The sequence below is a fragment of the Streptomyces sp. CGMCC 4.7035 genome (assembly GCF_031583065.1).
GTDB lineage: Bacteria > Actinomycetota > Actinomycetes > Streptomycetales > Streptomycetaceae > Streptomyces > Streptomyces yaanensis.
Genome location: NZ_CP134053.1, coordinates 4267832 through 4292960, shown reverse-complemented (window position 1 = coordinate 4292960; position 25129 = coordinate 4267832). Strand labels below are relative to the sequence as shown.

Here is a 25129-nt window from a genome sequence, read left to right as displayed (position 1 = left end):
GCGGGCGAGGCGGTGCGGCCGGTGCTCCTGGCGGTGACACCGGCCGCACGTGTCAGGCGTTGGGGTCGAACGCGATACCCGACGGCTCGGCCTTCGCCAGATGGGCGTTGAAGTTGCCGTCCTTCAGGCCGAAGTTGGCGCTGCCGAAGTCGGCCTGGCTCAGCTTGTCGCGCAGCCCCGCGGGGTAGCCGTTCCAGCCGACCAGCGCGGGGAACTGCCAGGTGTGGTAGTGGTTCTCCGGCGGCTCGTCATTGTTGTTCGCGGGGCGGAAGCAGTGCGTGCTGATGCCGTCCTTGTGGTACACGATCTTGGGATGGGTGCCGTCCCAGCGGATCTGGTCACGGCCGTAGATCTTGAAGCTGCCGTGGGCCGAGGTGGACACATACCGGGCCTCGTTGTTCTGCACCCACACCACGACGTGTTCCCAATCGTGACGGTGCCCGCCGAGGCTGCTTCCGGCCACCGCCTGGTCCTTCTCGAAGTACAGGCCGTAGATGATGGCGCACCAGCCGTTGTTGCACTTGTAACGGGAGTAACCGTTGGTGTTGTCGAGGTCCGAGGCGTCGTGACAGTTGCCGTTGAGGGCCCCGGTCGGCTTGAGGCCGCCATTGAGGGTTCCGTCGGGACCGATGGCGGGCGTCGAGTAGCAGCCGTCCGTGTCGTAGTCGTAGGCCGGCTGGAACGTCTGCTCCAGGCCGTCGGCGTTGGCGGGCAGGGCCTGGGGCGGGGCGGCCGACGCGATGCCCGGGAAGGCGACGACCAGCGCGACGGCGCTCCCGACTACGAGCGATACCCTGCGGAAGCGCGAGCGCTTCTTCACCTTCACTACGTCCTCCTGGTCGACCGCCGGGGGTGGATACGCGCGCCTGATTGTCATGGCTGGAACAATCTGGCGGAACCCTTGTGACGCGGTGAATGTGCGCGGTCGGCCACTTGATGAACAGTCAACGAAGGGGCGGCGTCGGCCACGCCCGGAGCAGTCCCGCGCGACAGGGCGGTCATGCCCGTACGAAGGTGGAGGGCATGACCGAGGAGATCACCGCACTGACCGGCCGGGAACCGCCACCGGTACGGGACTGGATCTCGCACGAACTGGACGGAACGGTCTTCGACCCCGTCCTCACGGAACTGATGCACGAGGGTCCGCTGACCCGTATCCGGCTTCCGTACGGGGAGGGCTGGGCTTGGCTGGCGACCCGGTACGACGAGGTCAAGATGATCACCAATGACCCCCGGTTCGGCCGGGCGGAGGTCGCGGCCCGTCAGGTGACCCGCCTAGCACCGCACTTCAAGCCGAGGCCGGGCTCACTCGCCTTCGCCGACCAACCGGACCACAATCGGCTGCGCCGCACGGTGGCGGGCGCGTTCACGGTGGGCGCGATGAAGCGCCTGCGGCCCCACGCGCAGGAGATCCTCGATGCCCTGGTGGACGAGGTCGTACAGGAGGGACCACCGGCGGATCTGATCGAGCGCGTCCTCGAACCGTTCCCGATCTCCGTGATCAGCGAGGTCATGGGCGTGCCCGCAGCCGACCGGGAGCAGGTGCACGCCTGGACGCGCCAGATCATCTGCACCTCGGGCGGAGCCGAGGCCAGTGAGCGCGCCAAGCACGGCATGTACGGGTGGATCACGGAGACGATCCGGGCCCGCGCCGGCAGCACCGGCGAGGATGTCCTGTCCCTGCTCGGAGCCGCGGTGAGCCGGGGCGAGATCAGCGAGGAGGAGGCGGTCGGCCTCGCGGGCCCGCTGCAGATCGGCGGGGAGGGCGTCACCCACAACTGCGGACAGATGCTGTTCCTGCTGCTCACCAGCCCCGAGCTGCTCGAACGGCTGCGCGCCCGGCCCGAGTCGTGGGACGTCGCGCTGGACGAGCTGTTGCGATGGATCCCGCACCGCACCGCGGTGGGCCTGGCACGCATCGCCCGTGAGGACGTCGAACTGCACGGGCTGCGCATCAGGGCCGGCGACCCCGTCTATGTCTCGTATCTGGCCGCCAACCGTGACCCCGACGTCTTCCCGGAGCCCGACCGCCTCGACCTGGACCGCGATCCCAACCCGCATCTCTCGTTCGGCAACGGACCCCACTACTGCACCGGGGCACTGCTCGCCCGTCTGCAGATCGACCTCCTCCTGCACACCCTCCTGGAACGGCTGCCCCGGCTGCGTCTCGCCGTCCCCCCGGACCGCGTTCCCTGGCGCCGGCAGACCATGATCCGCGGTCCGCAGGCGCTTCCCGCCACATGGGACTGACGTGATGGCCCAGAACGGCACCACGGACTCGGGTTCCCTTCTCTGCAAGGACACTTCATGATCGAGGCCCATTCCCTCACCAAACGCTACGGAGAGCGCACCGCCGTCGACGATCTCAGTTTCGTCGTGCCGCCCGGCATCGTGACCGGTTTCCTCGGGCCCAACGGGGCGGGCAAATCGACCACGATGCGCATGCTGCTCGGCCTGGACGCACCCACCTCGGGCCGGGCCGTGGTGAACGGGAACAGCTACGCCGCACACCGGGCGCCGCTGCATGAGGTCGGAGCGATGCTTGAGGCGCGCTCCGTCCACACCGGGCGCAGCGCGTACCACCATCTGCTGGCACTCGCCGCGACCACCGGGATCTCCAAGCGCCGGGTGAACGAGGTGATCGACCTCGTCGGGCTGCGGGCGGTGGCGAAGAAGCGAGTCGGCGGTTTCTCGCTGGGCATGGGACAGCGACTGGGCATCGCGGGCGCGCTGCTGGGCGATCCGGCGACGGTGATCCTCGACGAGCCCGTCAACGGCCTGGATCCGGAGGGAATCCTGTGGATCCGCAATCTGCTCAAGAAACTCGCCGCCGAGGGACGCACGGTCCTGGTGTCGTCGCACCTGATGTCGGAGATGGCCCTGACCGCCGAGCACCTGATCGTGATCGGGCGGGGGCGGCTCATCGCGGACACGTCGGTGGCGGACTTCATCGCACGGGCCGCCGGGGACGTGGTCCGGGTGCGCACCGACGAGACGGAGCAGCTGCACGGCCTGCTGACGGGCCCGGACATGTCGGTCACCTCGCCGGAACCGGGCGTGTTGCAGGTGACCGGGCTGAGCAGTGAGCGGATCGGTCGGATCGCGGCCGAGCACGGCATCGCGCTGGCGGAACTGACGCCGCAGCAGGCGTCATTGGAGGAGGCCTTCATGGAGCTGACCCGGCACGCCGTGGAATATCAGCCACCGGTCGACCAGCTCGTCGGCGCGAGCGGGGACGGGCTGGCGGCATGACGACGGCATCGTCGATCCCCGCCACGGAGCGGCACGAGGTCACACAGCTTCGGGTGATCCACTCCGAGTGGATCAAGCTACGATCGCTGCGGTCCACGCTGTTCACACTGCTCGCGGCCGTCGTCGCGATGACCGGCCTCGGCTGTCTGTTCAGCTACTTCACCGCCGCCCGCTGGGACAACCTGCCGCCGCAGGAGAGGCTCGCCTTCGATCCGACGCTGGTCAGTCTGCGCGGCATCTACCTGGCGCAGCTGGCGATCGGCGTGCTCGGGGTCCTCGTGGTCACGGGCGAGTACGCGACCGGCATGATCCGGGCATCCCTGTCCGCGGTGCCGCGCCGCCTTCCGGTGCTGTGGGCGAAGGCCCTGGTGTACGCGGCGGTCGCAGGGGTGCTGATGACGGTCGCCGCGCTGGCGGCCTTCCTGCTGGGACAGGCGACGCTGTCCGGCCACCATCTGGGGACGTCGCTGAGCGCCCCCGGCGTACCGCGTGCGGTCCTCGGCGCCGGTCTCTATCTGACGGTCGTGGGCCTGATCGGGGTGGCGCTCGGCGCGCTGATCCGCAACACGGCCGGCGGGATCGCCACCCTCTTCGGCGTCCTGCTGGTGCTCCCGGCACTCGCCCAGGCGCTGCCGTCGTCGTGGCTCGACGCGATCAACCCGTATCTGCCGAGCACGGCGGGGCAGGGCCTCATCCACATCCACCAGCAGCCGCACACTCTGGCGCCGTGGACAGGATTCGCCGTGTTCTGCCTGTACGCGCTGGTGGCGCTGGCCGGGGCCGGGGTGGCCCTCAAACGACGGGACGCCTGACGCGGCCCCGGCCGGACCGTCGTCTCAGCAGCCCACCCGTGCCGTCAGCCCCGCCGCGCCCGGCACCCGGTCCCGGTAGGTCTCCGCGACGAACCGCAGGAACGTGTCGACGTCCTTCGGATGCGACGACAGGCCCAAAGAGACACGGATGGCGCCGGCGGACGGCAGATGCAGGTGCTCCAGGTACTCCTCCAGAGACCCGAGCCGCCTGCGCGCCACGGCCCGCAGGCGAGACAGTGGCAGGGCGAACGCGGCCTCGCCGGCACCGGGGTTGCAGAAGCAGCCGGTCCGCAGGGAGATGCCGTGTGCGGCGCTGTCGCGAGTGATGATCCGGTCGTCGACGACGCGGCCGTCCGCGCCGAGGACGTTCAGCGCGACCGTGCCGCCGCGGTCCGGCTCTCCGGCCCCGGGTCCGTACACCCGGACCAGGGGCGAGCCGTCGCTGTGCCGTAACTCCGCGAGTCCGCCGAGCAGTCGGTCCGTGAGCGCGGCGACGTGGTCGTGCACGTGGTCCACTCCGATCCGCTCGATCCACGCCAGGCCGGCGGTGACGTCCGGTATGGAAAGGAAGTTGACGGTGCCGTCCTCGAAGGCCGCCTCGTCGGAAGCCAGGACGTGCCACTGCGCCTGCGCGCCGGCCGCGTAGATGGTGCCGCCCGAGAACCAGGGGCGGCGCAGCCGGGCAAGCGCCTCCCTGCGGGCGATCAGGCTGCCCACACCGGTGGGATGACCGAAGACCTTGTACCAGCTGACCACGGTGAAGTCCGGGTGGAACCTGCTCAGGTCCAGGGCGCTGGTGGGGACGAAGGCGGCGGCGTCCAGCAGGACGTCATAGCCGCGCTCCTGGGCTCTCGCGAGCCACTCCAGCGAATGCCGCACACCGGTGAAGTTGCTCTGCGCCGGATACGCCAACAGCCCACGGGAGCGACCGCGGCCGAGCCGCGGTCCCGGCCCGCGGGCGGTCAACGCGGCCTCGAGCCGCCGCTCGTCCAGCCTGAGGGCCGGACCGCTCACCGGCACATACGCCGTGGACGCTCCTCTAGCGCGGGCGTACTCGCGCAGTCCGTTCACGGAGTTGTGGTTGTCCAGCGACATCACCAGCCTGCCGCGTCGCTCGAACGGGTACGCCTCCCCCACCAGGCGCAGGGCGCCGGTCGCGTTGGGCGTGAAGATCACCACGTACTCGGCGGGGTCCGCGCGGAAGTGACGGAGCACCGCCTCCCTGGCCTCGGCCAGCAGCAGGCCCGAGGCACGGGAGGCCGGGCTCTCGGAGTGCGGATTGCCGAACAGGCCACCGGTGATGCGCGCCGCGCTCGCCGTGACGAGGGACCGCGGGGGCAGGCCGGCGCCCGTGTGGTCGAGATAGGTGTGTCCTTCGGCGTCGAGATACCCGAACTCGCGGGCCCGCAGCGCGGCGAAGTCGTACGCCCCGTCGGCACGGTGGCCGTGGCCGGTGCCTCGTATGCCGTCGGTGGTCTGTGTGTCGTCCACGTGTCCCCCTGCGTCCGGTCGGCCGTCCCGTCCCGTACCGTCGCCCAGCGTCGCGTCGCGGGTCCGGGACGGGACGCCCTCATCTTCCGCCCCTCAGGGGGAGCGCGTCCTCCTTACTGGAAGTCGCAGCCGGGATTCGGCGCGTCCTCGGAGAACGGCGCACCGTGCGGCAGGACGTACAGCACGTCCAGGACGAGGGGGGTGGTGCCGAGGTTGCGGCCTATGTGGACGTGGTCGGGGCCGCTGGGTTCGGAGATGGTGCGGCCGGCCCGGTAGACGCCGTCGGAGGCGCAGCTGGAGTCGAAGTGGCTGAGGGTGCCCTGCTTGACGTACCCGTACAGGGGGCCGTCGTGGTAGTGCCAGCCGGTGCTCTGCCCGGCCGGGATGGTTATCTCGCGCAGGATGTAGTCCGTGCCGTCGACGGTCTTCTGGGCCAGGACGACAGCGGTCACGCCCGGACCCGGCGGGGTGGCGTGGGCCGTGCCGGTCAGGGTGGCCAGGGTGAGGACCGTGGCGGCGGCCCCCGTCAGTGCTCTTCGGAACATCACGTGCATACGTCCTCCACGGTCGGGTGACATGGCGCGCGGCGCGCCCCTCGAGCCTTCCCCGGCGCACCACACTTCACGTCCGTCGACGCGGTCCCACGGCAGTCGGTCCTGTCACGCCGCCGCAACGATCGGCTGCGAGAATCGAACGCAGCACCGGCATGCGGCAGACATGCCCTGGACCTTGGAGGAGCCCTGTGCCGCCGACCTCGAAACCGCTGCAGAAGCTGGGCTTCCTGACCATCGGCCTGTTCGACGAGGCCGATCCGCGGCGCGGTCACGAGTCGACGCTGGAGATCATCGAACTGGGCGAACGGCTCGGGTTCGACAGCGCGTGGGTGCGTCACCGTCATCTGCAGTACGGGATCTCCTCGCCCGTGGCCGTGCTCGCGGCCGCCTCCCAGCGCACGAGCCGCATCGAACTGGGCACGGCGGTCATCCCGCTGGGCTGGGAGAACCCGCTGCGGCTCGCCGAGGACCTGGCGACCGTCGACATCCTCTCCGGGGGCCGGCTCAACCCCGGGATCAGCGTCGGCCCGCCGATGCACTACGACCACGTCAAGCAGGCGCTCTACCCGGACACCGCCGACATCGAGGACTTCAGCTACGAACGTGTGCGGCGGCTGCTGGACTGCGTGCGCGGCAAGCCGGCCACCGACTTCAGCGGAGTCAAGGGCTTCGAGGTGTTCTCCAACCGGGTACAGCCCCATTCCCCCGGTCTCGGCCGACGCATGTGGTACGGCGGAGGGAGCCTGCGCTCGGCCCAGTGGGCGGGTGAGCATGGGATGAACCTGCTGACCAGCAGCGTCGTCAAGGCCGAGGAGTCGGAGGACTTCGCCGAGGTCCAGCTGTCGCACATCCGCACCTTCCGCGCCCACCACCCGGACGGCGAGCGCGCGCGGGTCTCGCAGGGGCTCGTGGTCGTCCCCACCGACAGCGCCTCACCCGAGCAGCGGGCCAAGTACGAGGCGTACGCGGCGAAGCGGTTGCCGCGCACGGCGGCACCGCAGGGTCCGGCGCGGATGATGTTCGCGCCGGACCTCGTCGGGCCGTCCGAGCAGATCGCCGAACAGCTGCATGCCCATGTCGCGTTCCGGGAGGTCGACGAGGTGGCGTTCGCGCTGCCGTTCACCTTCGAGCACGAGGACTACGTGCAGATCCTCACGGACATCGCGACCCGGCTGGGACCGGCACTCGGCTGGCAGCCCGCCGGCTGAACGCGTGCGGCAGGACAGGTCCTCCCATCGAAGGAGGGGCGTGGGGATGTCCTGCACATTGCGGGCAGGCATCGCGAGACGAGTTGCTCCGAGGCTCGACGCAGACGGCGCCGCGAGGTGTCAGAGAGGCGTGATCACATACTCCCCGCCTGCCTCGGTCTCGAACACGGCAACAGTGCTTTCGGGACGCTTCCCTTCTGTGTCAGCGCCGCCCGTGGAGTGCACGGTGACCGGTGCGGCGGTGCGCAGTCGGACGGTGCCGCTCTGGCGCGCTGCCAGGTGGGCGTGGGTCAGCGCTCCGTCGAGCCAGGAGAGGCTGACGGTGAGGCCGCCGCGGGCGAGGAGGCCGGTGACCCGGCCCTCGGGGAGCTGCGGCGGCAGGGCGGGCAGCAGATGGACTTCACCGGTGTGGGACTGGAGCAGCCATTCGGTCACGCCCGCGGTGGCGCCGAAGTTGCCGTCGTTCTGGAACGGCGGGTGCAGGTCGAACAGGTTCGGGGCCGTGTGGTCGGGGGTGAGCAGGTCGGTGAGGAGCTTGTAGGAGCGGGCGCCGTCTTCCGCGCGTGCCCAAAAGTCGATCTTCCAGGCGAGGGACCAGCCGGTGCCGTCGTCCCCACGCATCTCCAGAGTCTTCAGAGCGGCCTGGAAGAGTTCCGGGGTGTTGCGCTTGGTGATCTGGTTGCTGGGGTGCAGGCCGTACAGGTGGGAGATGTGGCGGTGCTGCTGCTCCGGCGCGCCCGCGTCCCAGTCCTGCTGCCACTCCTGCAACTGCCCCAGGGCGCCGATTTTCATGGGGGGCAGTTGGGCGCGGGCCTGGCGCACCCGGTCGGCGTACGGGCTGGTGGTGCCGAGCGCGTCGCAGGCGGCGAGGTAGCCGTCGAAGAGGTCGCGCAGGATCTGGTTGTCCATCGTCGGGCCTGCACATGCGGACACGTCGGGGTGGTGGGCGTTCTCGGGCGAGACGGACGGACAGGTCACCAGGTACCCGGTGGTGGGGTCTGGGACCAGCGCATCGAGGAAGAAGCGGACAGGATGGAGACGACGAGTCCGGCTTCGAGCCCTTCCCTCAGTCCGATGAGAAAGCTCGCAAACGCGTCGTCCCACATACGGCCCTCCCCGGCATGCCCCCGCACTGCGCCTGTGCGATCTTTCGCGCGGGCGGCCCACGGGCGATCCTTGCCCCGTAAGGACCCGCACGCACGACCAACGGAGCCCGTATGACGACGGACAGCGGTACTCAGGTCGAGGTGAGGCCGGTCGCGGGCCACATCGGCGCCGAGATCACCGGGGTCGACCTGGCCGACGACCTGGACGAAGCGGTGGTGGCCACGATCCGCTCGGCGGTGCTGCGCTGGAAGGTGGTTTTCTTCCGGGACCAGCGCCTGGACCACGCCGCGCACATCGCGCTCGCGCGGCGGTTCGGCGAGCCCGTCGTCCTGGGCAGACGCGGCAGCGCCTCACCGCGGGACTTCCCCGAGGTCGAAACGACGGCAGACCGGCTGGAACTGGGCGGGCGCTACGGCATGGAGCACGAAGAGTGGCTGCGGCGCAGACGCCACTCGCTGCTGCGGGGCTGGCACTGCGACCACGGTGCCCGCGTCGATCCGCCCGCCGCGACCATCCTGCGCGCCGAGTCCGTGCCGCCGTACGGCGGGGACACCCAGTGGTCCAATCTGGCGGCCGCCTATGCCGGTCTGTCACAGCCCGTACGGGACTTCGTCGACGGTCTGCGCGCCGAGCACCGGCTGGGCGTCGGCTACCAGCCACGACCCGGCGACGACGCGTACCTGCGTCATCTCCTGGACCATCAGGTGGCGTCCGAGCATCCCCTCGTGCGGGTGCATCCCGAGACCGGCGAACGACTGCTCTTCGTCAACGGCTACTACGTCGAGCAGGTCGTCGGGCTCTCGCGCGCCGAGAGCGCGCACGTCCTGCAGATGCTCCTGGAACAGGCCACGCGCCCCGAGTACACGGTGCGGTTCCGCTGGGAGGCCGACTCCGTCGCCTTCTGGGACAACCGGGCGACCGTCCATCTTGCCCCCAGCGATCTGGTAGCCCCAGAGCATCCCCGGATCATGCACCGCGTGATGCTCGCCGGAGACGTCCCGGTGGGTCCGGACGGCAAGCCGTCGGCGCCTGTCACCGGAACGGAACCCGGCCGCTGGTGACACGCCGCCTCACCGCGGGGATCCTCCACGCCGACCGCGCGGAGGATCCCGCAGGGCCTCCCGGCCCTGCTCCTTCCTGCTAGGCCCTGTCGTCAAACTCCCGTCTGCCCCGCGACGCCATGCACGCTCCCCCAAGCTCTTCGAGCAGGGGGGACCCCCACTCGCCGCACCGGGCGCACCCCCAAGTACATCCAGTACGAGGGGCTGCACCCGGCACGCCGAGAGCACGCACCTGACGCCGTGAGGCCCGCCCTCCGGGCGGACGATGGGAGTTTGACGACAGGACCTAGCCCTGGGCTGCCTTCGCGTACTTCTCCGCCATCGGACCCGCGAAGTCGTAGACCACGCACGGTTCGTCGCCGACGACCCACGCGTCGTGTCCGGGGGTGATCACGAAGAGGTCACCAGGTCCCGCCTCGGCCTCCGTGCCGTCCTCCATGCGAAGGTGCATACGTCCCCGGACGACACAGCCGGTGTGGTGGATCTGACAGCTCTCCGTGCCGGCGATCGGGGCGACCGACTCGGACCAGCGCCAGCCGGGCTCGAAGGTTCCGACGGCGAAGTCGAGTCCGGTCATGTGCACGGCCTCCAGATGGCCACGGGGGAAATCACGCCGCTCGTCCGGCTTGTCGGCTGCCCTTATCTCGAGCATGGCAGCTCCCTCCGTAGTGACCGGCCCTTACCACTCCATCGTCCGCCTGGCCACCCGGGGCCGCCATCCGACTCCTCCTTCGCTCTCGGGACCCGCGGCGCGCGGGCCGGAGCGGCGCAGGCCCGCCGAGGGAGCGCTCCCGCCGTCCGCCCGGACCCCGTACTCCCGCTTCCTGTGGGTTCGTTGTCGGTTTTTGACCCATCCAGCAACGAGCTCGGCTAGATTCGAGCCCCGCCGATCCCACCTCCATCGGCGACCTCGCAGGAAGGCTCGGGAGCGGCGCATGCGCGACTTCGGCAATGCCCGGGCAGCCGCCCCGGACACGGCGACAGGCCCCGCCATGACGGGAGGTCTCGCCGACAGCCTCTTCGACACGGCCGGCCGGAACCCCGGCCTGCCGCAGATCGCACGCCGCACCGACCCGGCCGACGGAACCTGGACCACCGTGACGGCGGGCGAGCTGCGCGAGGAAGTACTCGATCTGGCCAAGGGACTTGTCGCCTCGGGCCTCCGTCCCGGCCACCGGGTGGCCGTCATGGCGCGCACCCGGTACGAGTGGACCGTGCTCAGCTGCGCGCTGTGGACGATCGGGGCCGAGGTCGTGCCGATCTATCCGACGTCGTCCCACGAACAGATCGAGTGGATCCTCAGGGACGCGAGCTGCGTCGCGGTGGTCGTCGAGGACGAACACGGGGTCATGACCGTCGGATCGGTGTGCGGCTCGCTGCCCCTGCTGCGCCACGTCTGGCAGTTGGACGCCGGTGCGCTGCGGGACCTGGTGGAGCGGGGCCGTCCGGTGCCGGTCACGACCATCGACTCCCTGCGGCGGATCGTGCTGCCGGACTCGACCGCGGTCGTCGCCTACACCTCGGGCACGACGGGCCACCCCCGCGGGTGCGCGCTCAGCCACCGCAATCTGGCGAGCCCCTGCGACACGCTGCTGGCCGGCTGGCGGCAGATCGCGGCACCGCCCGGTGAGCAGCCCGCCGTCCTCGCCTTCCTGCCCTTCTCGCACGTGTACGGGCTGATGATCCAAGGGATGTGTCTGCGGGGCGGAATACTCATGGGCCATGAGCCCGAACTCAGTGCGGACGCCCTGGCGTCGGCGTTCCTGACCTTCCGCCCCACGTTCCTGTACGCGGTCCCGTACGTCTTCGAGAAGCTCTACAAGAATTTCCTCCGCACCGCCCAGCAGGCGGGCCGTGGCGCTCTGTTCGAGCGGGCGGGGCGCACGGCGCGGGACTACGCCTCGGCGGCCGAGCGGCAACGGCTGGGCACCGGGTCCGGGCCCGGCTTCGACCTCAAGTTCCAGCACGCCCTGTACGACAAGGCCGTGTACCGGAAACTGCGCGCCGCACTGGGCGGGAGGGTGTGCGGAGCCGTGTCGGGCGGATCACCGCTCAACCGTGAACTCGCCCTGTTCTACGCGGGGATCGGGATTTTCGTCCAGGACGGATACGGGCTCACCGAGACGAGCGGGGGCATCACCGCGCAGCCGGTCGGCCGGGAGAAGTCCGGGACCGTGGGGCGCCCCCTGCCAGGCGTCGACGTGCAGGTGGCCGCGGACGGGGAGCTCCTGGTGCGCGGGCCCTCCGTCTTCCAGGGATACGTCAACGACGACCTCGGCACGCGCACCGCGCTGCGCGACGGCTGGCTGGCCACGGGCGACCTCGGACGACTCGACTCCGAGGGGTATGTGACCATCACGGGCCGCAAGAAGGACATCATCGTCACGAGCAGCGGCAAGAGTGTGGCTCCGGCGGCCCTGGAGGAGCGGCTGCGGGTGCACCCGCTCATTCACCAGGCGGTGGTCGTGGGCGACAACCGGCCCTGCGTGGGCGCGCTGATCACCCTGGATCCCGAGTTCGTGGCGCACTGGCGTGGCGCCCTGTTCACGCAGGGGGACGCGCCGGGTCGGGATGCGCGAGAGGCACGGGAGGAGAACGCCCTGCGGCAGGAGGTCGCGCGGGCCGTCGCCGCGGCCAACACCACGGTGTCGCGGTCGGAGTCCATCCGGGTCTTCCGCGTCCTGACCGAGCCCTTCGATGTCGCCAACGGACTGCTGACGCCGTCGATGAAGCTGCGCAGGGACGCCATCGCACGCCGGTACGCGGTCGAGATCGACGCCATGTACCAGTCCTCGTCGCGCATTCCCCGGGAGCGGAGAACGGAGGAGCCGCCGACCTGGGACGACTCCGACGACGTGTTCCGGCGCGTGCGGTGAGGAGGCTCCACGCCGGCGTGCCGTGAGGCACCACGCGCGCGTGTCGCGGGGCGCGACCACGCCTGCGTCCCGCGAGGAGCCGCCACGCCCGCGTCCGGCGAGGAGACGCCACGCCTGCGTTACGAGGAGACACCTCGCGCGCATGCGGCGGGGTCTGCGTTACGAGGAGACACCTCGCGCGCATGCAAGGAGGTGCCCGGCACGCCTGCGCGGTGGGGAGCCGGCACGCCTGCGGGCCGTGCGGAGGCGCACGTGTCTGCCGTCCTCCGTACGGCTTGCGTGGGCTGCCCTCGGTGCGAGGTACGGCATGGTCCCGTTCTCGTGCCCGGCCTGTTTCCTGCCGGGGCGGAGGGGCGGGCCGCCCGGTACAGACTGATTCGTGGGCGAGGGGATTCGGCCGGTGCGGTGGCCGTGGCCCCCGCACCGGGCCGTCCGGATGCGCGTCCGGGTCGGTGCGGCGCATTCTTGCTGTGTTACCCACCCGACGGCCCGGGACGAGGGCAGACCGATGCAAGGGAGCGCCGAGCGCGCAGACAGCGCACCCGGGACGCCGACCGCCGTGCTGACCGGCGCCGTGGCGGACGCGATCCGTGCCGTCGGCGGCTTCGCGGGCGGCGTGTACCTGCGCTCGCGCACGCCGGGTGCACTGCGCCTGGCCGTGCTCGCCGGGCTGCCCGGATCACTGTTCCGGCCGTGGTGGCGGCTGCACAGCGACCGACCGCTCCCCGTCGCCGACGCCTACCGGCTCCGCGAGCAGGTGGTGCTCGCCGACTCCACGGAGACCATGCGCCGCTACCCGCAGCTCGCGGCGGGGCTGCCGTTCCGGTTCGGCTCGGTGTACATGCCCGTGGTGGGCGGTACGACAACGTACGGCGTGCTGACGGTGCTGCGGCCCCCGGTCGCCGACGGCGCCCAGGCGCTGCCCGACCGGGGCCTGCTGACGGAGATCGCGGACCGTCTGGGGGAGGCGCTGAGCACGCTGGAGCAGGACGGGGTCCCAATCACCTGGGACGGGGAACCGCTGTGCGTACGCCCCCCGGCCGTCGGACTGCCGCCGGGGTACATCGGGCACTTCATCTGGGACCCGGTCGACGCGACGGTGACCGCCGACCACTCCTTCTGGGAGCTGGCCGGGGGCGCCAAGGACGAAGTCACCCGGTCGCCGGAGGCGCTCGCCCAGGCCATCTCCCCCGACGACGCGCATCTGGTGCTGTCCGCGCTGCGCGAGACCGCCGCCGACTGCCCGCCGCCGCGCCCGCTGCGGGTGCGGGCCGCGGACGGCGGACAGCGGCTGTTGGAGTTCTGGACCGAGGGCCCGGCGGGGGGGTCGCACCGGGTCGGCGGTCTCGTCGTCGACCCGGGGCCGGGCCCGGCCGCGGAGCGGGCCACGGACCTCCTCCCGGACGGCGTGTTCGCGTTCGACCGGCTGGGACTGATCACCTACGTCAACCCGCGCGCCGCCGAACTGCTGGGCCGGAGGCGGGAGCAGATGACCGGCCGGCCCCTCTGGCACGCCGTGCCGTGGCTGGACCGGCCCGCCTACGAGGACCATCTGCGCGCGGCCCTGATGGCGCCGGAGCCGGTGCACTTCCAGGTCGAACGCCCCACGGCGGGCCCCCACGGGCGGCGGAACGGCGACTGGCTCACCCTTTCGGTCTATCCCGGCCCCGACGTCATGACCTGCCGGGTGGTGCCGCTCGGGCACACCGCGGAGGCGCCCTCGCTGGGCGAGGCGGCGGCGACCGCGGCGGGGGCGCTCGCCAAGCCGGGCGCGCCGGGGCCGGTGTACCGCCCCATCGTCCTCGCGATCGCACTGTCCGAGGCGGTGACCGCGCGCCAGGTGTCCGAGGTGGTGATGCGGGAGCTGCTGCCCGCGTTCGGGGGGCACCGGCTGGCCATCTACCTGCTGCAGGAGCGGCATCTGTACCTGGCCTGGGAGACCGGGTTCCCACCACGGTTCCTCTCGCAGTTCGAAGGGGTGGGGCTGGACGCCAAGCTGCCGGGCGTGGAGACGCTCACCACCGGCCGCCCCCTGTTCTTCGAGTCGATGCAGCAGTTGGCGGCCGCCTATCCGGGCATTCCGCTGGACACGACCGAGGGATCACGGGCCTTCCTGCCGCTGATCGCCTCCGGGCGGCCGGTCGGCTCCTGCATCCTCGGCTTCGAGCGCCCCCGCACCTTCAGCTCCGAGGAGCGCACCGTGCTCACCGCGCTGGCCGGGCTGATCGCCCAGGCCCTGGAACGGGCTCGGCGCTACGACTCCGAGACCGCCCTCGCCCGCGGCCTGCAGGAGGCACTGCTGCCGCACCGGCTGTCCACGCACCCGCAGCTGGACACCGCGGGCTACTATCTGGCGGGCACCAAGGGCATGGACGTGGGCGGCGACTGGTACGACGTCGTCGAGGCCGGAGACGGGCTGGCCCTGGTCATCGGTGACGTACAGGGGCACGGGGTGCAGGCCGCGGCCACCATGGGGCAACTACGGAGCGCCGTACGGGCGTTCGCGCTCGGCGACCAGGCCCCGCACCAGGTGATGAGCGGCACCAACCGGCTGCTCATCGAACTGGACCCGGGCCAGTTCGCGAGCTGCTGCTATATCCGTGTGGATCCGGTCACGGGACACGCGCGGGCCGCGCGGGCCGGGCATCCGCAGCCTCTGCTGCGCGACCCGGACGGCCACACGGAGGTCCTCGACCTGGCCGGCGGACTGGTGCTCGGGGTGGATCCGCAGGCCCGCTACCCGGTGACGCATCTGCGGCTGGAACCAGGTGCCGTACTGGCGCTGTACACCGACGGGCTGGTCGAGCGGCCGGGAGCCGACATCGACGAGGGCATCGAGACCCTGCGTGCGGCTCTCGCGAGCGCCGAGCGCAGCGCGGGCCGCCGGAGCCGACCGTCCCTGGCGCAGCTCGCGGGCCTGCTCACGGACCGGGCCCGGCGGACCGCCGACCGCCCGGACGACATCGCGCTCCTGCTCGCCGAACGCTGCCACCCGGCCGAGGGCACCGACGAGGCGTAGCCCGCCCGGCGCGTCCCCGGACGGGCATGCGCGAGCGGAGAACCCGTATGGATCCGCGTCCATGATCCGGGCTCCTGTTGACGCGAACGCCGTGCGGGTGCGGAGATGCTCCTTGGCACGACGGCGAACGTGAGGCGAGGACAGTCCATCGATGGCTCTGCAGATCAGCGCGACCAACCCGGAGCATCCCGCGCTCCTGCTCGACCTGCCCTGGCAGCTGCCCCTGGAGGAGTGGCCGGAGCACCACCTCGTGCCGCTGCCGCGCGGCATCTCCCGGCACGTGGTGCGCTACGCGCGTGCCGGCACGGAGGTCGTGGCGGTCAAGGAGCTCGCCGAGCGGCCCGCAGTGCGGGAGTTCGAGCTGCTGCGGGACCTCGACCGGCTCGGCATCCCGGCCGTGGACGCCCTCGCCGTGGTCACCGGCCGCGTCGACGAGAACGGTGAACCCCTCGAGCCGGTTCTGATCACCCGGCACTTGGGCGGTTCGCTGCCGTACCGCTCGATGTTCGAGACGACCATGCGCCCCACCACCATGAACCGGCTGATGGACGCGCTCGCCGTGCTCCTGGTGCGCCTGCATCTCGCGGGGTTCGCCTGGGGCGACTGCTCGCTGTCCAACACGTTGTTCCGGCGGGACGCGGGCGCGTACGCCGCGTATCTGGTGGACGCCGAGACCGGGGAGCTGCATCCCCGGCTGAGCACCGGCCAGCGCGAGTACGACCTCGATCTCGCGCGCGTCAACATCAGCGGCGAGCTGCTCGATCTGGAGGCGTCCGGGGCGCTGCATCCGTCCGTGGATCCCATCGAGTTCGGCACCCAGATCTGCGAGCGGTACAACGACCTGTGGCAGGAGCTGACCCGTACGTCGGTGTACCCGGCGGGCAAGTACCACTACATCGACCGCCGTATCCGCCGTCTGAACGACCTCGGGTTCGACGTGGCCGAGATGCAGATCGCGCACTCGGCCAATGGCGACACCGTCACCTTCGTGCCGAAGGTCGTGGACGCCGGGCACCACCAGCGGCAGCTGCTCAGGCTGACCGGCCTGGACACGGAGGAGAACCAGGCGCGGCGGCTGCTGAACGACCTGGAGAGCTGGATGGCCACCCAGGACGACTACGCACCCGGCGACCCTCTCGCCGCCCGGCCCGAGGTCCTGGCCCACCGCTGGGTGCGGGACGTGTTCCGGCCCACCGTGCGCACCGTGCCCCACGAGCTGCGGGGCTCGATGGACCCCGCCGAGGTGTATCACGAGCTGCTCGAACACCGCTGGTACTTGTCCGAGCGCGCCCAGCACGACATCGGGCTGGACACGGCCGTCGAGGACTACGTCGCCAACATCCTGCCCAAGGTCCGCGAGACGCTGACCGATCCTCAGGAGGAGGTCGGTCCGGTACCGCCCGCGTGAGCGTCGCGGCGGGCCCGCACGGCGCACGCCGCCGGGGGGCCCGGATCGAAGGTGCCGCACGGCGTTGCGATGATGTTGTCCGAAGGCCCGGCCGGACGCGAACGGCCGGATGTCGAGAGGCAGGAGAACAGCGCATGCCCGCCATCCGTGGAACGTCCGTGGACATCCCCACCCGGGACGGCACCGCCGACGCCTACCTGGCCCACCCGGACGACCACAACCCCCACCCCGCGGTCCTGCTCTACATGGACGCTTTCGGGCTGCGCCCGTACCTGAAGAAGATGGCCGACCGCCTCGCCGAGAACGGCTACACGGTCCTGGTGCCCAATGTCTTCTACCGCCACGGGCGGGCGCCCGTGGTCGAACTGCCGGACTTCATCGACCTTTCCGAGCGTCCGGACCTCTTCCGGCCTATCGTGCCGCTCATCCGGGCGCTGACGCCGGAACTGGCCGAACGCGATGCCGACGCCTACCTGAGCTGGCTCGCCGCCTGCCCGCAGGCCGCGGACGGGCCGGTGGGGGTGACCGGCTACTGCATGGGCGCCCGGCTGGCCCTGCGCACGGCCGGTACCCACCCCGAGCGGGTCGCCGCCGTCGCCGGGTTCCACGGCGGGCAGCTGGCGAGCGATGCCCCGGACAGCCCCCACCTGGTGGCCGACCGCATCACCGCCGAGGTCTACTTCGGCCACGCCGACCAGGACCACTCACTGCCACCCGAGCAGATCGAGCGCCTCGACAAGGCACTCACGAAGGCGGGTGTCCGCCATCGGAGCGAGGTCTACGCCGGGGCGCACCACGGCTTCACCCAGGCCGACACCGACGCCTACCACCCCGAAGCGGCGGAACGTCACTGGAGGGAGCTGCTGGCGCTGCTGGACCGCGCCCTGTAGGACGCGCGTGGACCGCGCCCTGTAGGACGCGCGCATCGTGTGAGGCGACTGGGCTACCTCCGATTGACGTCGGGCGTACGGATATCCAATGTGAAATCGGTACGCCATCAGACAAATCACCCATCCTCTCGCTCGGTGAAAAGGCGGTGCCCATGGCCCAGCGGACGCCCACACGAGGTTTCGTCGGTGAGCTGTCGGCCGAATTCCTGGGCACCATGATCCTCATCCTGTTCGGCTGCGGCGTGGTCGCCCAGGTCGTGGCCGCCGGGATCGGGGACCACGACAGCATCGCCTGGGCGTGGGGCTTCGGCGTCACCCTCGGCGTGTATGTCGCCGCCCGGATCAGCGGCGCCCACATCAACCCGGCGGTGACCGTGGCGCTGGCCTGCTTCAAGGGGTTCCCCTGGAAGAAGGTCCTGCCGTACGTCGTCGCGCAGACCGCGGGGGCGTTCGTGGCGGCGCTGCTGGTGCGCTGGAACTACACCGAGGTCCTCGCGCAGGCCGACCCCGGGCACACGTTCAAGACGCAGATCGTCTTCTCGACCCTGCCCGGCAACGGCGTCCTGCCGGTGAGCGAGTTCGGTGCCCTGCGGGACCAGATCATCGGCACCGGGATCCTGGTCCTGGTCATCTTCGCGGTCACGGATCTCCTCAACGCCCCGCCCGGCGCCAACATGGCCCCCCTGATCATCGGCTTCCTGGTCGTGGCGATCGGCATGGCGTGGGGTGCGGACGCGGGCTACGCGATCAACCCGGCCCGCGACTTCGGGCCCCGTCTCGCCAGCTACATCACCGGGTACGGCACGGCCTGGCGCGATCAGTACGGCAATTTCTACTGGTGGGTGCCGATCGTGGGACCGCTGATCGGCGGAGTCATCGGTGCCGCCGTCTACAAGCTGTTCATCAGCACCTTCCTGCCCGTTCTCGGGCAGGAGCCCGGCGAGCTGCCCTCCCCCGAGGGGGAGACCACCGGGTAGCGACGGCGCCCCGTCCCGCTCCACAGGACGCCGTGCACCCACAGGGAAGCTCAGCCGGCGCCCGGGTCCGCACGGCTGTCGAGGCGGGCCCACTCCTTCGCCCACTGCTCCATGCGGCGCCGGTCGACGCAGAGACGGACGGCCCGGGTACCCGCCCATCCCACACCACCGCCGGCCGCCCCCGCGGCCAGCGCGCCGAAGGTCACCGCGGTCACCGCCGCCTCCGCCGGGGCTACGGGCCTCCCCCGCAGCACACCCTGCCGGTCCGTCCACAGGGTGATCCGGGTGCCCGCCGCGGTGCCCGGTGTCACCCGGGTCCGGGTCTGCCGCAGGGAGCCGTCGGCCGCGGTCCACCGCACGTCGGCGAGCACCCGGCGGCCGCCCACCTCGCGCGCGTCCGTGTGCTCGGGGGCGTCCCGCACGAGAACGGCCCGGACGGCCCGGCGTTCCGCCCGCTGCCGGACGAACCGCTGGTCCACGGCGTCGGCCGTGGCCAGTCCCGCGCACACGCCCGCGACGAGGGCGAAGAGCCAGGCCGCGAGCACGATCCAGGCCTCGACGACATCACTGCGCCTGCGCAGCGGACTGCGCCGCCACCGCCACCAGCGCACCGCCGGGGCACCGGGCCTCCCGCGCCGTGCCGTCGTCACCGTCGACACCTCCTCGCACGGACGTTGCCCGCAATGGACCTTCCTGCCCGGGCTTCCTGCTCGGGCTGCCTGTTCGGAGGGGCGTTCGTCACCCGCTTTTGACCATGTCAGGCGGGCGGTACGACCGCCACCGGGCACGGCGCGTGGTGCAGCAGCGCGTGCGCCACCGAGCCGATCCGCGGCCCCACGGCGTGGGCGGCGTGTCGTCCCACCACCACGAGCTGGGCCCGGCCCGCGACGGACAGCAGTACCTGGCTCGCGCTGCCCATCTCCACGTGCTCGGTCACCGGCACCTCGGGAAAGCGTTCCCGCCAGGGCCGCAGTGCCTCGTCGAGCGCCTTCCTCTCGTACGGCTCCAGGCCACCGGCCTCGTCGAGCAGCTTCAACGAGCCCGGGCTGAAGGCGAACACGGGCGGCAGGTTCCAGGCTCGTACGACGCGCACGGCCGCCTGCCGGGCCGCCGCCGTCGCGAACGCGAACCCGAGCGCGGCCGCACTGTCCTCCGGCTCGCCGTGCTGGCCGACGACGATCTCGCGGCCCGCCACCTCGGCCGTGGCCTTGTCGTCGGAGCGGACCAGCACCACGGGCCGGGTGGACTCGGCGATCACCCTCCGGCCCACCGAGCCGAGCAGGAAGCCGACGACCGCGCCGTGCCCGCGCGAGCCCAGCACCAGCAGCTCCGCTTCGGCCGCCTCGGCGACCAGCGTCTCGACGGGCGCGCCCTGCGGGGCCTCTGCGGTCACGGTCAGCCCCGGGTGGCGGTCGAGGAGGGTCCGTTCGACCTCGCGCACGGCCTCCCGCACCCAACCGGCCTGGGCATCCCGGTCGACGGCCGGGGCGATGTCGTAGGACTGCCACTCCCAGGCGTGCACGACCCTCAGCGGCAGACCCCGGCGCACCGCCTCCCGGCCCGCCCAGGCCGCCGCGGCGACGCTCTCCGGTGATCCGTCCACTCCCACGGTGATCGGGCGGGTCATACGGTTGCCTCCTTGTCATTGCTCCGGCCATTCCCCGTCCGAGCCGGGTGCTCACCGGGTTCCGGAGCGAAACGGGACGATCGAACATACGATGGGCGGGAAGCCGATGAGACCGGGGTGGGAGACTTTATGGCACAGGCCGCCGCCGCAGCGGCACGGACCGTCATCCTGACCGTGGACGACGATCCCGGAGTATCGCGTGCCGTGGCGCGCGACCTGCGCCGCCGGTACGGCGAGTCGTACCGCATCGTGCGGGCCGAGTCCGGTGAGAGCGCGCTGGAGGCGCTGCGGGAGCTGAAGCTGCGCGGCGAGCTGGTGGCGGTCATCATGGCCGACTACCGGATGCCCGAGATGAACGGCATCGAATTCCTGGAACAGGCCCTGGACGTCTATCCGGGCGCGCGCCGGGTGCTGCTGACCGCCTACGCGGACACCAACGCGGCCATCGACGCGATCAACGTCATCGACCTCGACCACTACCTCCTCAAACCATGGGATCCGCCCGAGGAGAAGCTCTACCCGGTCCTGGACGATCTGCTGGAGGCATGGCGGACCTCCGCCTACCGGCCGGTCGCCGTCACCAAGGTGGTCGGGCACCGCTGGTCGGCGCGGTCGTCGGAGGTACGTGAGTTCCTCGCCCGCAACCAGGTGCCCTACCGCTGGTACTCGGTCGACATGCCGGAGGGTCAGCGGCTGCTGGCGGCGGCCGGGCAGGACGGGGAGCGGCTCCCGCTCGTCGTCACCCCGGACGGTACCCCCCTGGTCGAACCCGAGGATGCGGATCTCGCGGCGCACGTGGGCCTGGCGACGACGCCGACCTCGGACTTCTACGACCTCGTCGTGATCGGCGGCGGGCCCGCCGGGCTCGGGGCGGCCGTGTACGGGGCGTCGGAGGGCCTGCGGACGCTGCTCGTGGAGCGGTCCGCGACCGGCGGGCAGGCCGGGCAGAGTTCCCGGATCGAGAACTACCTCGGCTTCCCGGACGGTGTGTCGGGCGGCCAGCTCACCGACCGGGCGCGCCGGCAGGCGAAGAAGTTCGGCGCCGAGATCCTCACCGCGCGCGAGGTGAGCGGCCTGGAGGTCAACGGGGCCGCGCGCGTCGTGCGGTTCTCGGACGGGTCCGCGATCGCCGCGCACAGCGTGATCCTCGCGACCGGCGTGTCGTACCGGGAGCTCCAGGCCCCGGGGCTCACGGAGTTGACGGGGTGCGGAGTCTTCTACGGTTCGGCACTCACGGAGGCGCCGGCCTGTGCGGGGTACGACGTGTACATCGTCGGCGGCGCCAACTCCGCGGGTCAGGCGGCGATGTACCTGTCCCGGGGCGCCAAGTCGGTCACCCTGCTCGTACGGGGAGAGTCCCTGTCGGCGTCGATGTCGCACTACCTGATCCAGCAGCTTGACGGCGCGCCGAACATCTCCGTGCGCACCCGCACCGTGGTGGAGGCCGCGCACGGCTCCGGCCACCTGGAGAAGCTGACACTGCGGGACGTGGTGACGGGACAGACGGAACTCGTCGACGCGCAGTGGCTGTTCGTGTTCATCGGCGCGGCCCCGCTCACCGACTGGCTGGAGGGGACCGTGCTGCGGGACGAGCACGGGTTCATCCCGACCGGCCCCGACATGACCAGCGACGGACAGCCGCCGCCGGGCTGGGAGCTGGACCGGCCTCCGTACCACCTGGAGACCAATGTCCCCGGCGTGTTCGTGGCGGGCGACGCGCGCGCCGAGTCCGCCAAACGGGTCGCCTCCGCCGTGGGCGAGGGGGCCATGGCCGTGATGCTCGTCCACCGGTATCTGGAGCAGTCATGAACCCACAGCGCGGGGGGCGGTCGTGAGCGGCCGGCCCATGGTGTGCGACCAGGCGGAGCTGAGGACGCTCTTCCTGTTCGAGAAGCTGGACGACGAACAGCTGGCGCGGCTGTGCCGGGAAGGGCGGGTGGAACTGTTCGAACCCGGCCCGGTGTACACCGAGGGCGAGCCGGCCACCTGTTTCTTCGTTCTCCTGAACGGCACGGTGGTGCTGTCGCGCCGGGTCGGCTCCGACGACGTGGAGATCAACCGGACGTCGCAGCGCGGCGTGTACGCGGGTGCCTTCCAGGCATATCTCGGCGACCGGGCGCGGGCGGCGACGTACAACGGGTCGATGCGGGTCACCGAACCCTCGCGGTTCTTCATCCTGCCCTCCGACACCTTCGCCGCGGTCATGCGGGACTGGTTCCCGATGGCGGTGCATCTGCTGGAGGGGCTGTTCTTCGGCACCAAGAACACGCAGCAGGTCATCAACCAGCGGGAGCGGCTGCTGGCGCTCGGCTCCCTGTCCGCGGGCCTGACCCATGAGCTCAACAACCCGGCCGCCGCGGCCGTGAGCGCCACCTCGGCACTGCGCGAGCGCGTGGCCGGGATGCGGCACAAGCTGGGGGTCATCGCCGCCGGACGGTACGAGCCGCAGACGCTGCTGACGCTCGTCGACATTCAGGAGCGGACCGCGGAACAGGTCGCCAAGGCGACGCCGCTCAGCCCCCTGGAGGCGTCCGACCGTGAGGACGCGCTCGGCGACTGGCTCGACGACCACGGTATCCAGGGCGGCTGGCAGCTCGCGCCGACCTTCGTGCAGGCCGGACTCGACACCGACTGGCTGGACCAGGTGGCGGCGGCCGTCGACGAGGAGACCCTCGAAGGCGCGATCCGCTGGCTCAACTACACGGTCGAGACCGAACTGCTCATGAACGAGATCGAGGACTCCACGACCCGGGTCTCCACGCTCGTCAACGCGGCCAGGCAGTACTCCCAGCTCGACCGGGCGCCCTACCAGGTCGTCGACGTCCACGAACTCCTCGACAGCACCCTGCTGATGCTCTCCGGGAAGATGGGAAAGCGGATCACCGTCGTCAAGGAGTACGACCGGACGCTGCCGAACATTCCCGCCTACCCGGGCGAGCTGAACCAGGTGTGGACGAACCTCATCGACAACGCGGTCTCGGCCATGAACGACGGGGGCGGGGACGGCACGTTGACCGTGCGGACCGCCCTCGACCGCGACCAGCTGCTCGTCGAGTTCCGCGACACGGGCCCGGGCGTGCCGGCGGACATCCGCAGCCGTATCTTCGACCCGTTCTTCACCACCAAGCCGGTCGGCCAGGGCACCGGGCTCGGCCTGGACATCTCCTGGCGCATCGTCGTCAACAAGCACCACGGCAGCCTGGATGTCCACTCGGTGCCGGGCGACACGCGGTTCCGGGTACGGTTGCCGCTGACCGCCGCGGAGTCCGACGTCATCGAGCCGGGTTCCGACCAACAGCCGGTTTCCGAGACCCCAGCGGAGGCGTCATGACCACAGTGAACGGAATCGACCCCAGCGTCCCGCCGAGCGGCACCGGCTGCGTGGAGTGCGACGAGGCCGGCGGCTGGTGGTTCCATCTGCGCCGGTGCACGCAGTGCGGGCACATCGGCTGCTGTGACGACTCACCCGCCAAGCACGCCACCGCCCACTTCCATGCCACCGGGCATCCGGTGATCCGCAGCTTCGAGCCGGGCGAGGAGTGGTTCTGGGACTACACCACCTCGGAGCTGTACGAGTCCGGTCCCGACCTCGCTCCTCCGCTCAGCCACCCGGCCGACCAGCCCGCGCCGGGGCCGGCGGGTCGGGTGCCGGCGAACTGGGCGGAGACGCTCCGCTAGGCCTGCTGTTAACAAGTTGCGGAGCGGTTCCGGCAGTCGTCGTCACGGTGCAGGTCGCAGATGGTTGCTCGCGCAGTTCCCCGCGCCCCTTCAGGGGCGCGGCTTGCCGACGCCAGGTTTCATTCGCCAGGGTGAGAGGCGGCGCGACAGCCGCGTCGTGCGCGAACGCAACTGTCATGGGAGGTAGGAGCGTTGATCGGGATCTCGGACATTCGCGACGCCGGAGAGCGGATCGCCGGACACATCGTGCGGACGCCGACGGTGGAGAGCCCGGGGCTCACCGCGCTGCTCGGGGTACCGGTGACCGCGAAACTGGAACTGCTGCAGCGCACCGGTTCCTTCAAGGCGCGCGGCGCGACGGCGCGGCTGCTGGCCCTCGGCGAGGCCGAGCGGGCGGCGGGGGTGGTGGCCGTCAGCGGCGGCAACCACGGGATCGCGCTCGCGGTCATGGCCGCCGCGCTGGAGGTGAAGGCGACGGTGGTGATGCCGCGCTCGGCGCCCGCGCGGTCCATCGAGATCGTGGAGTCGACGGGGGCGTCGCTGCGGCTGACGGACGGAATGGCCGAAGCCTTCGCGCTCACGGGGCGGCTGCGGGACGAGGGGCTGACCCTGGTGCACCCCTTCGACGATCCGGTGGTGATCGCCGGGCAGGGCACCGTCGGCCTCGAACTCGCCGAGGACGCGGGCGCGTTGACGGACGTTCTGGTGAGCGTCGGGGGCGGCGGGCTGATCGCGGGCGTGGCGGCCGCGCTGCACGCCCTGCGGCCCGGGATCCGTGTCTGGGGCGTGGAGACGGAGGGCGCCCAGGCCATGTCCGAGGCGCTGGCGGCGGGCGGCCCGGTGGGGGTGGAGGTGTCGTCGATCGTGACCACGCTCAGCGCGCCGACCGTCTCGCAGTTGACGTACGACCATGTGTCGGCCCTGGTGACCGAGGTTCTGGTGGTCCCGGACGCGGAGGCGGTCCGCGGCAGCCTCGAACTCGCCGAGCACGCCAAGGTGTGGACCGAGCCCGCCGCGGGCTGTCTGCTGCCCGCGGCCCGGCAGGTACTGAAGCGGGTCGGCGACGGGGCCCGGCTGGGTCTGGTGGTGTGCGGCGGCAACGCGAGCGTGGCCGACGTCCTGGGATGGGTGGACAGGTTCGGGCTGCGGTGAGCCGGGGCGTGGCAGGA

General features: G+C 71.3%; 21 protein-coding genes. 14 read left to right on the top strand and 7 right to left on the bottom strand.

What is annotated here, in order from left to right; genetic code table 11:
- Positions 1–52 precede the first annotated feature (52 nt).
- Positions 53–877 carry an NPP1 family protein gene (locus Q2K21_RS18465; RefSeq protein WP_386275678.1) on the bottom strand — a complete coding sequence of 275 codons (825 nt, stop codon included), beginning with the start codon at positions 875–877 and terminating at the stop codon, positions 53–55.
- Positions 878–1023: 146 nt separating this feature from the next.
- On the opposite strand from Q2K21_RS18465, the gene Q2K21_RS18460 reads away from it, so the two are divergent.
- From Q2K21_RS18460 to Q2K21_RS18450, 3 genes are read left to right on the top strand one after another with little or no spacing between them, the layout of a single operon-like run.
- Entirely contained in the window at positions 1024–2250 is a 1227-nt protein-coding gene (locus tag Q2K21_RS18460; RefSeq protein ID WP_310772240.1) for a cytochrome P450, read from the top strand.
- A gap of 57 nt (positions 2251–2307) precedes the next feature.
- Entirely contained in the window at positions 2308–3252 is a 945-nt protein-coding gene (locus tag Q2K21_RS18455; RefSeq protein ID WP_310772238.1) for an ATP-binding cassette domain-containing protein, read from the top strand.
- Positions 3249–4064, top strand: coding sequence for an ABC transporter permease subunit (locus Q2K21_RS18450; protein ID WP_310772236.1), 816 nt, complete (start codon positions 3249–3251; stop codon positions 4062–4064). Before Q2K21_RS18455 ends, Q2K21_RS18450 begins: the two co-directional genes overlap by 4 nt.
- A 24-nt stretch (positions 4065–4088) precedes the next feature.
- Here Q2K21_RS18450 and Q2K21_RS18445 read toward each other — a convergent pair whose 3' ends face one another.
- Positions 4089–5555, bottom strand: coding sequence for an aminotransferase class V-fold PLP-dependent enzyme (locus tag Q2K21_RS18445; RefSeq protein ID WP_310772234.1), 1467 nt, complete (start codon positions 5553–5555; stop codon positions 4089–4091).
- 113 nt (positions 5556–5668) lie between these two features.
- Positions 5669–6109, bottom strand: coding sequence for a cupin domain-containing protein (locus Q2K21_RS18440; RefSeq protein ID WP_310772231.1), 441 nt, complete (start codon positions 6107–6109; stop codon positions 5669–5671).
- A gap of 188 nt (positions 6110–6297) precedes the next feature.
- On the opposite strand from Q2K21_RS18440, the gene Q2K21_RS18435 reads away from it, so the two are divergent.
- Positions 6298–7317, top strand: a complete 1020-nt coding sequence (locus tag Q2K21_RS18435) for an LLM class flavin-dependent oxidoreductase (RefSeq protein WP_310772228.1) — start codon at positions 6298–6300, stop codon at positions 7315–7317.
- 120 nt (positions 7318–7437) lie between these two features.
- On the opposite strand, the gene Q2K21_RS18430 is transcribed toward Q2K21_RS18435, so the two are convergent.
- On the bottom strand, positions 7438–8295 hold the full coding sequence (locus tag Q2K21_RS18430) for a glycosyl hydrolase family 95 catalytic domain-containing protein (RefSeq protein ID WP_386275675.1): 858 nt from the start codon (positions 8293–8295) through the stop codon (positions 7438–7440).
- A gap of 239 nt (positions 8296–8534) precedes the next feature.
- On the opposite strand from Q2K21_RS18430, the gene Q2K21_RS18425 reads away from it, so the two are divergent.
- Entirely contained in the window at positions 8535–9485 is a 951-nt protein-coding gene (locus Q2K21_RS18425; protein ID WP_310772225.1) for a TauD/TfdA dioxygenase family protein, read from the top strand.
- A gap of 286 nt (positions 9486–9771) precedes the next feature.
- Here Q2K21_RS18425 and Q2K21_RS18420 read toward each other — a convergent pair whose 3' ends face one another.
- Complete coding sequence (locus Q2K21_RS18420) at positions 9772–10137, bottom strand: cupin domain-containing protein (protein ID WP_310772222.1); 366 nt, start codon at positions 10135–10137, stop codon at positions 9772–9774.
- 283 nt (positions 10138–10420) lie between these two features.
- On the opposite strand from Q2K21_RS18420, the gene Q2K21_RS18415 reads away from it, so the two are divergent.
- The 5 genes from Q2K21_RS18415 to Q2K21_RS18395 all read left to right on the top strand — a co-directional run bounded on the left by Q2K21_RS18415 (position 10421) and on the right by Q2K21_RS18395 (position 18655).
- The gene (locus Q2K21_RS18415; protein WP_310772219.1) at positions 10421–12361 is read left to right on the top strand and encodes an AMP-dependent synthetase/ligase; all 1941 of its coding nucleotides are present in this window, start codon (positions 10421–10423) and stop codon (positions 12359–12361) included.
- Positions 12362–12869: 508 nt separating this feature from the next.
- Entirely contained in the window at positions 12870–15380 is a 2511-nt protein-coding gene (locus tag Q2K21_RS18410; protein ID WP_310772216.1) for a SpoIIE family protein phosphatase, read from the top strand.
- A 151-nt stretch (positions 15381–15531) separates the two neighbouring features.
- Positions 15532–16788, top strand: a complete 1257-nt coding sequence (locus tag Q2K21_RS18405; RefSeq protein ID WP_310772213.1) for a DUF4032 domain-containing protein — start codon at positions 15532–15534, stop codon at positions 16786–16788.
- A gap of 134 nt (positions 16789–16922) precedes the next feature.
- On the top strand, positions 16923–17678 hold the full coding sequence (locus tag Q2K21_RS18400; RefSeq protein ID WP_310772210.1) for a dienelactone hydrolase family protein: 756 nt from the start codon (positions 16923–16925) through the stop codon (positions 17676–17678).
- Positions 17679–17830: 152 nt separating this feature from the next.
- Entirely contained in the window at positions 17831–18655 is an 825-nt protein-coding gene (locus Q2K21_RS18395; RefSeq protein ID WP_310772207.1) for an MIP/aquaporin family protein, read from the top strand.
- Positions 18656–18705: 50 nt separating this feature from the next.
- On the opposite strand, the gene Q2K21_RS18390 is transcribed toward Q2K21_RS18395, so the two are convergent.
- Positions 18706–19305 carry an Rv1733c family protein gene (locus Q2K21_RS18390; protein ID WP_310772205.1) on the bottom strand — a complete coding sequence of 200 codons (600 nt, stop codon included), beginning with the start codon at positions 19303–19305 and terminating at the stop codon, positions 18706–18708.
- A 107-nt stretch (positions 19306–19412) separates the two neighbouring features.
- Positions 19413–20282, bottom strand: coding sequence for a universal stress protein (locus tag Q2K21_RS18385; protein WP_310772201.1), 870 nt, complete (start codon positions 20280–20282; stop codon positions 19413–19415).
- Between the two features lie 129 nt (positions 20283–20411).
- Between Q2K21_RS18385 and Q2K21_RS18380 the strand changes: the two genes are divergently transcribed.
- From Q2K21_RS18380 to Q2K21_RS18365, 4 genes are all read left to right on the top strand, one after another.
- Positions 20412–22091, top strand: a complete 1680-nt coding sequence (locus Q2K21_RS18380; protein ID WP_310772198.1) for an NAD(P)/FAD-dependent oxidoreductase — start codon at positions 20412–20414, stop codon at positions 22089–22091.
- Positions 22092–22113: 22 nt separating this feature from the next.
- Positions 22114–23613 carry an ATP-binding protein gene (locus tag Q2K21_RS18375; protein WP_310772195.1) on the top strand — a complete coding sequence of 500 codons (1500 nt, stop codon included), beginning with the start codon at positions 22114–22116 and terminating at the stop codon, positions 23611–23613.
- Positions 23610–23960, top strand: coding sequence for a UBP-type zinc finger domain-containing protein (locus tag Q2K21_RS18370; RefSeq protein WP_310772193.1), 351 nt, complete (start codon positions 23610–23612; stop codon positions 23958–23960). The genes Q2K21_RS18375 and Q2K21_RS18370 overlap by 4 nt, the downstream gene beginning before the upstream one ends.
- 192 nt (positions 23961–24152) lie before the next feature.
- Positions 24153–25112: a threonine/serine dehydratase gene (locus Q2K21_RS18365; RefSeq protein WP_310772189.1), complete on the top strand. Its 960-nt coding sequence runs from the start codon at positions 24153–24155 to the stop codon at positions 25110–25112.
- Positions 25113–25129 lie beyond the last annotated feature (17 nt).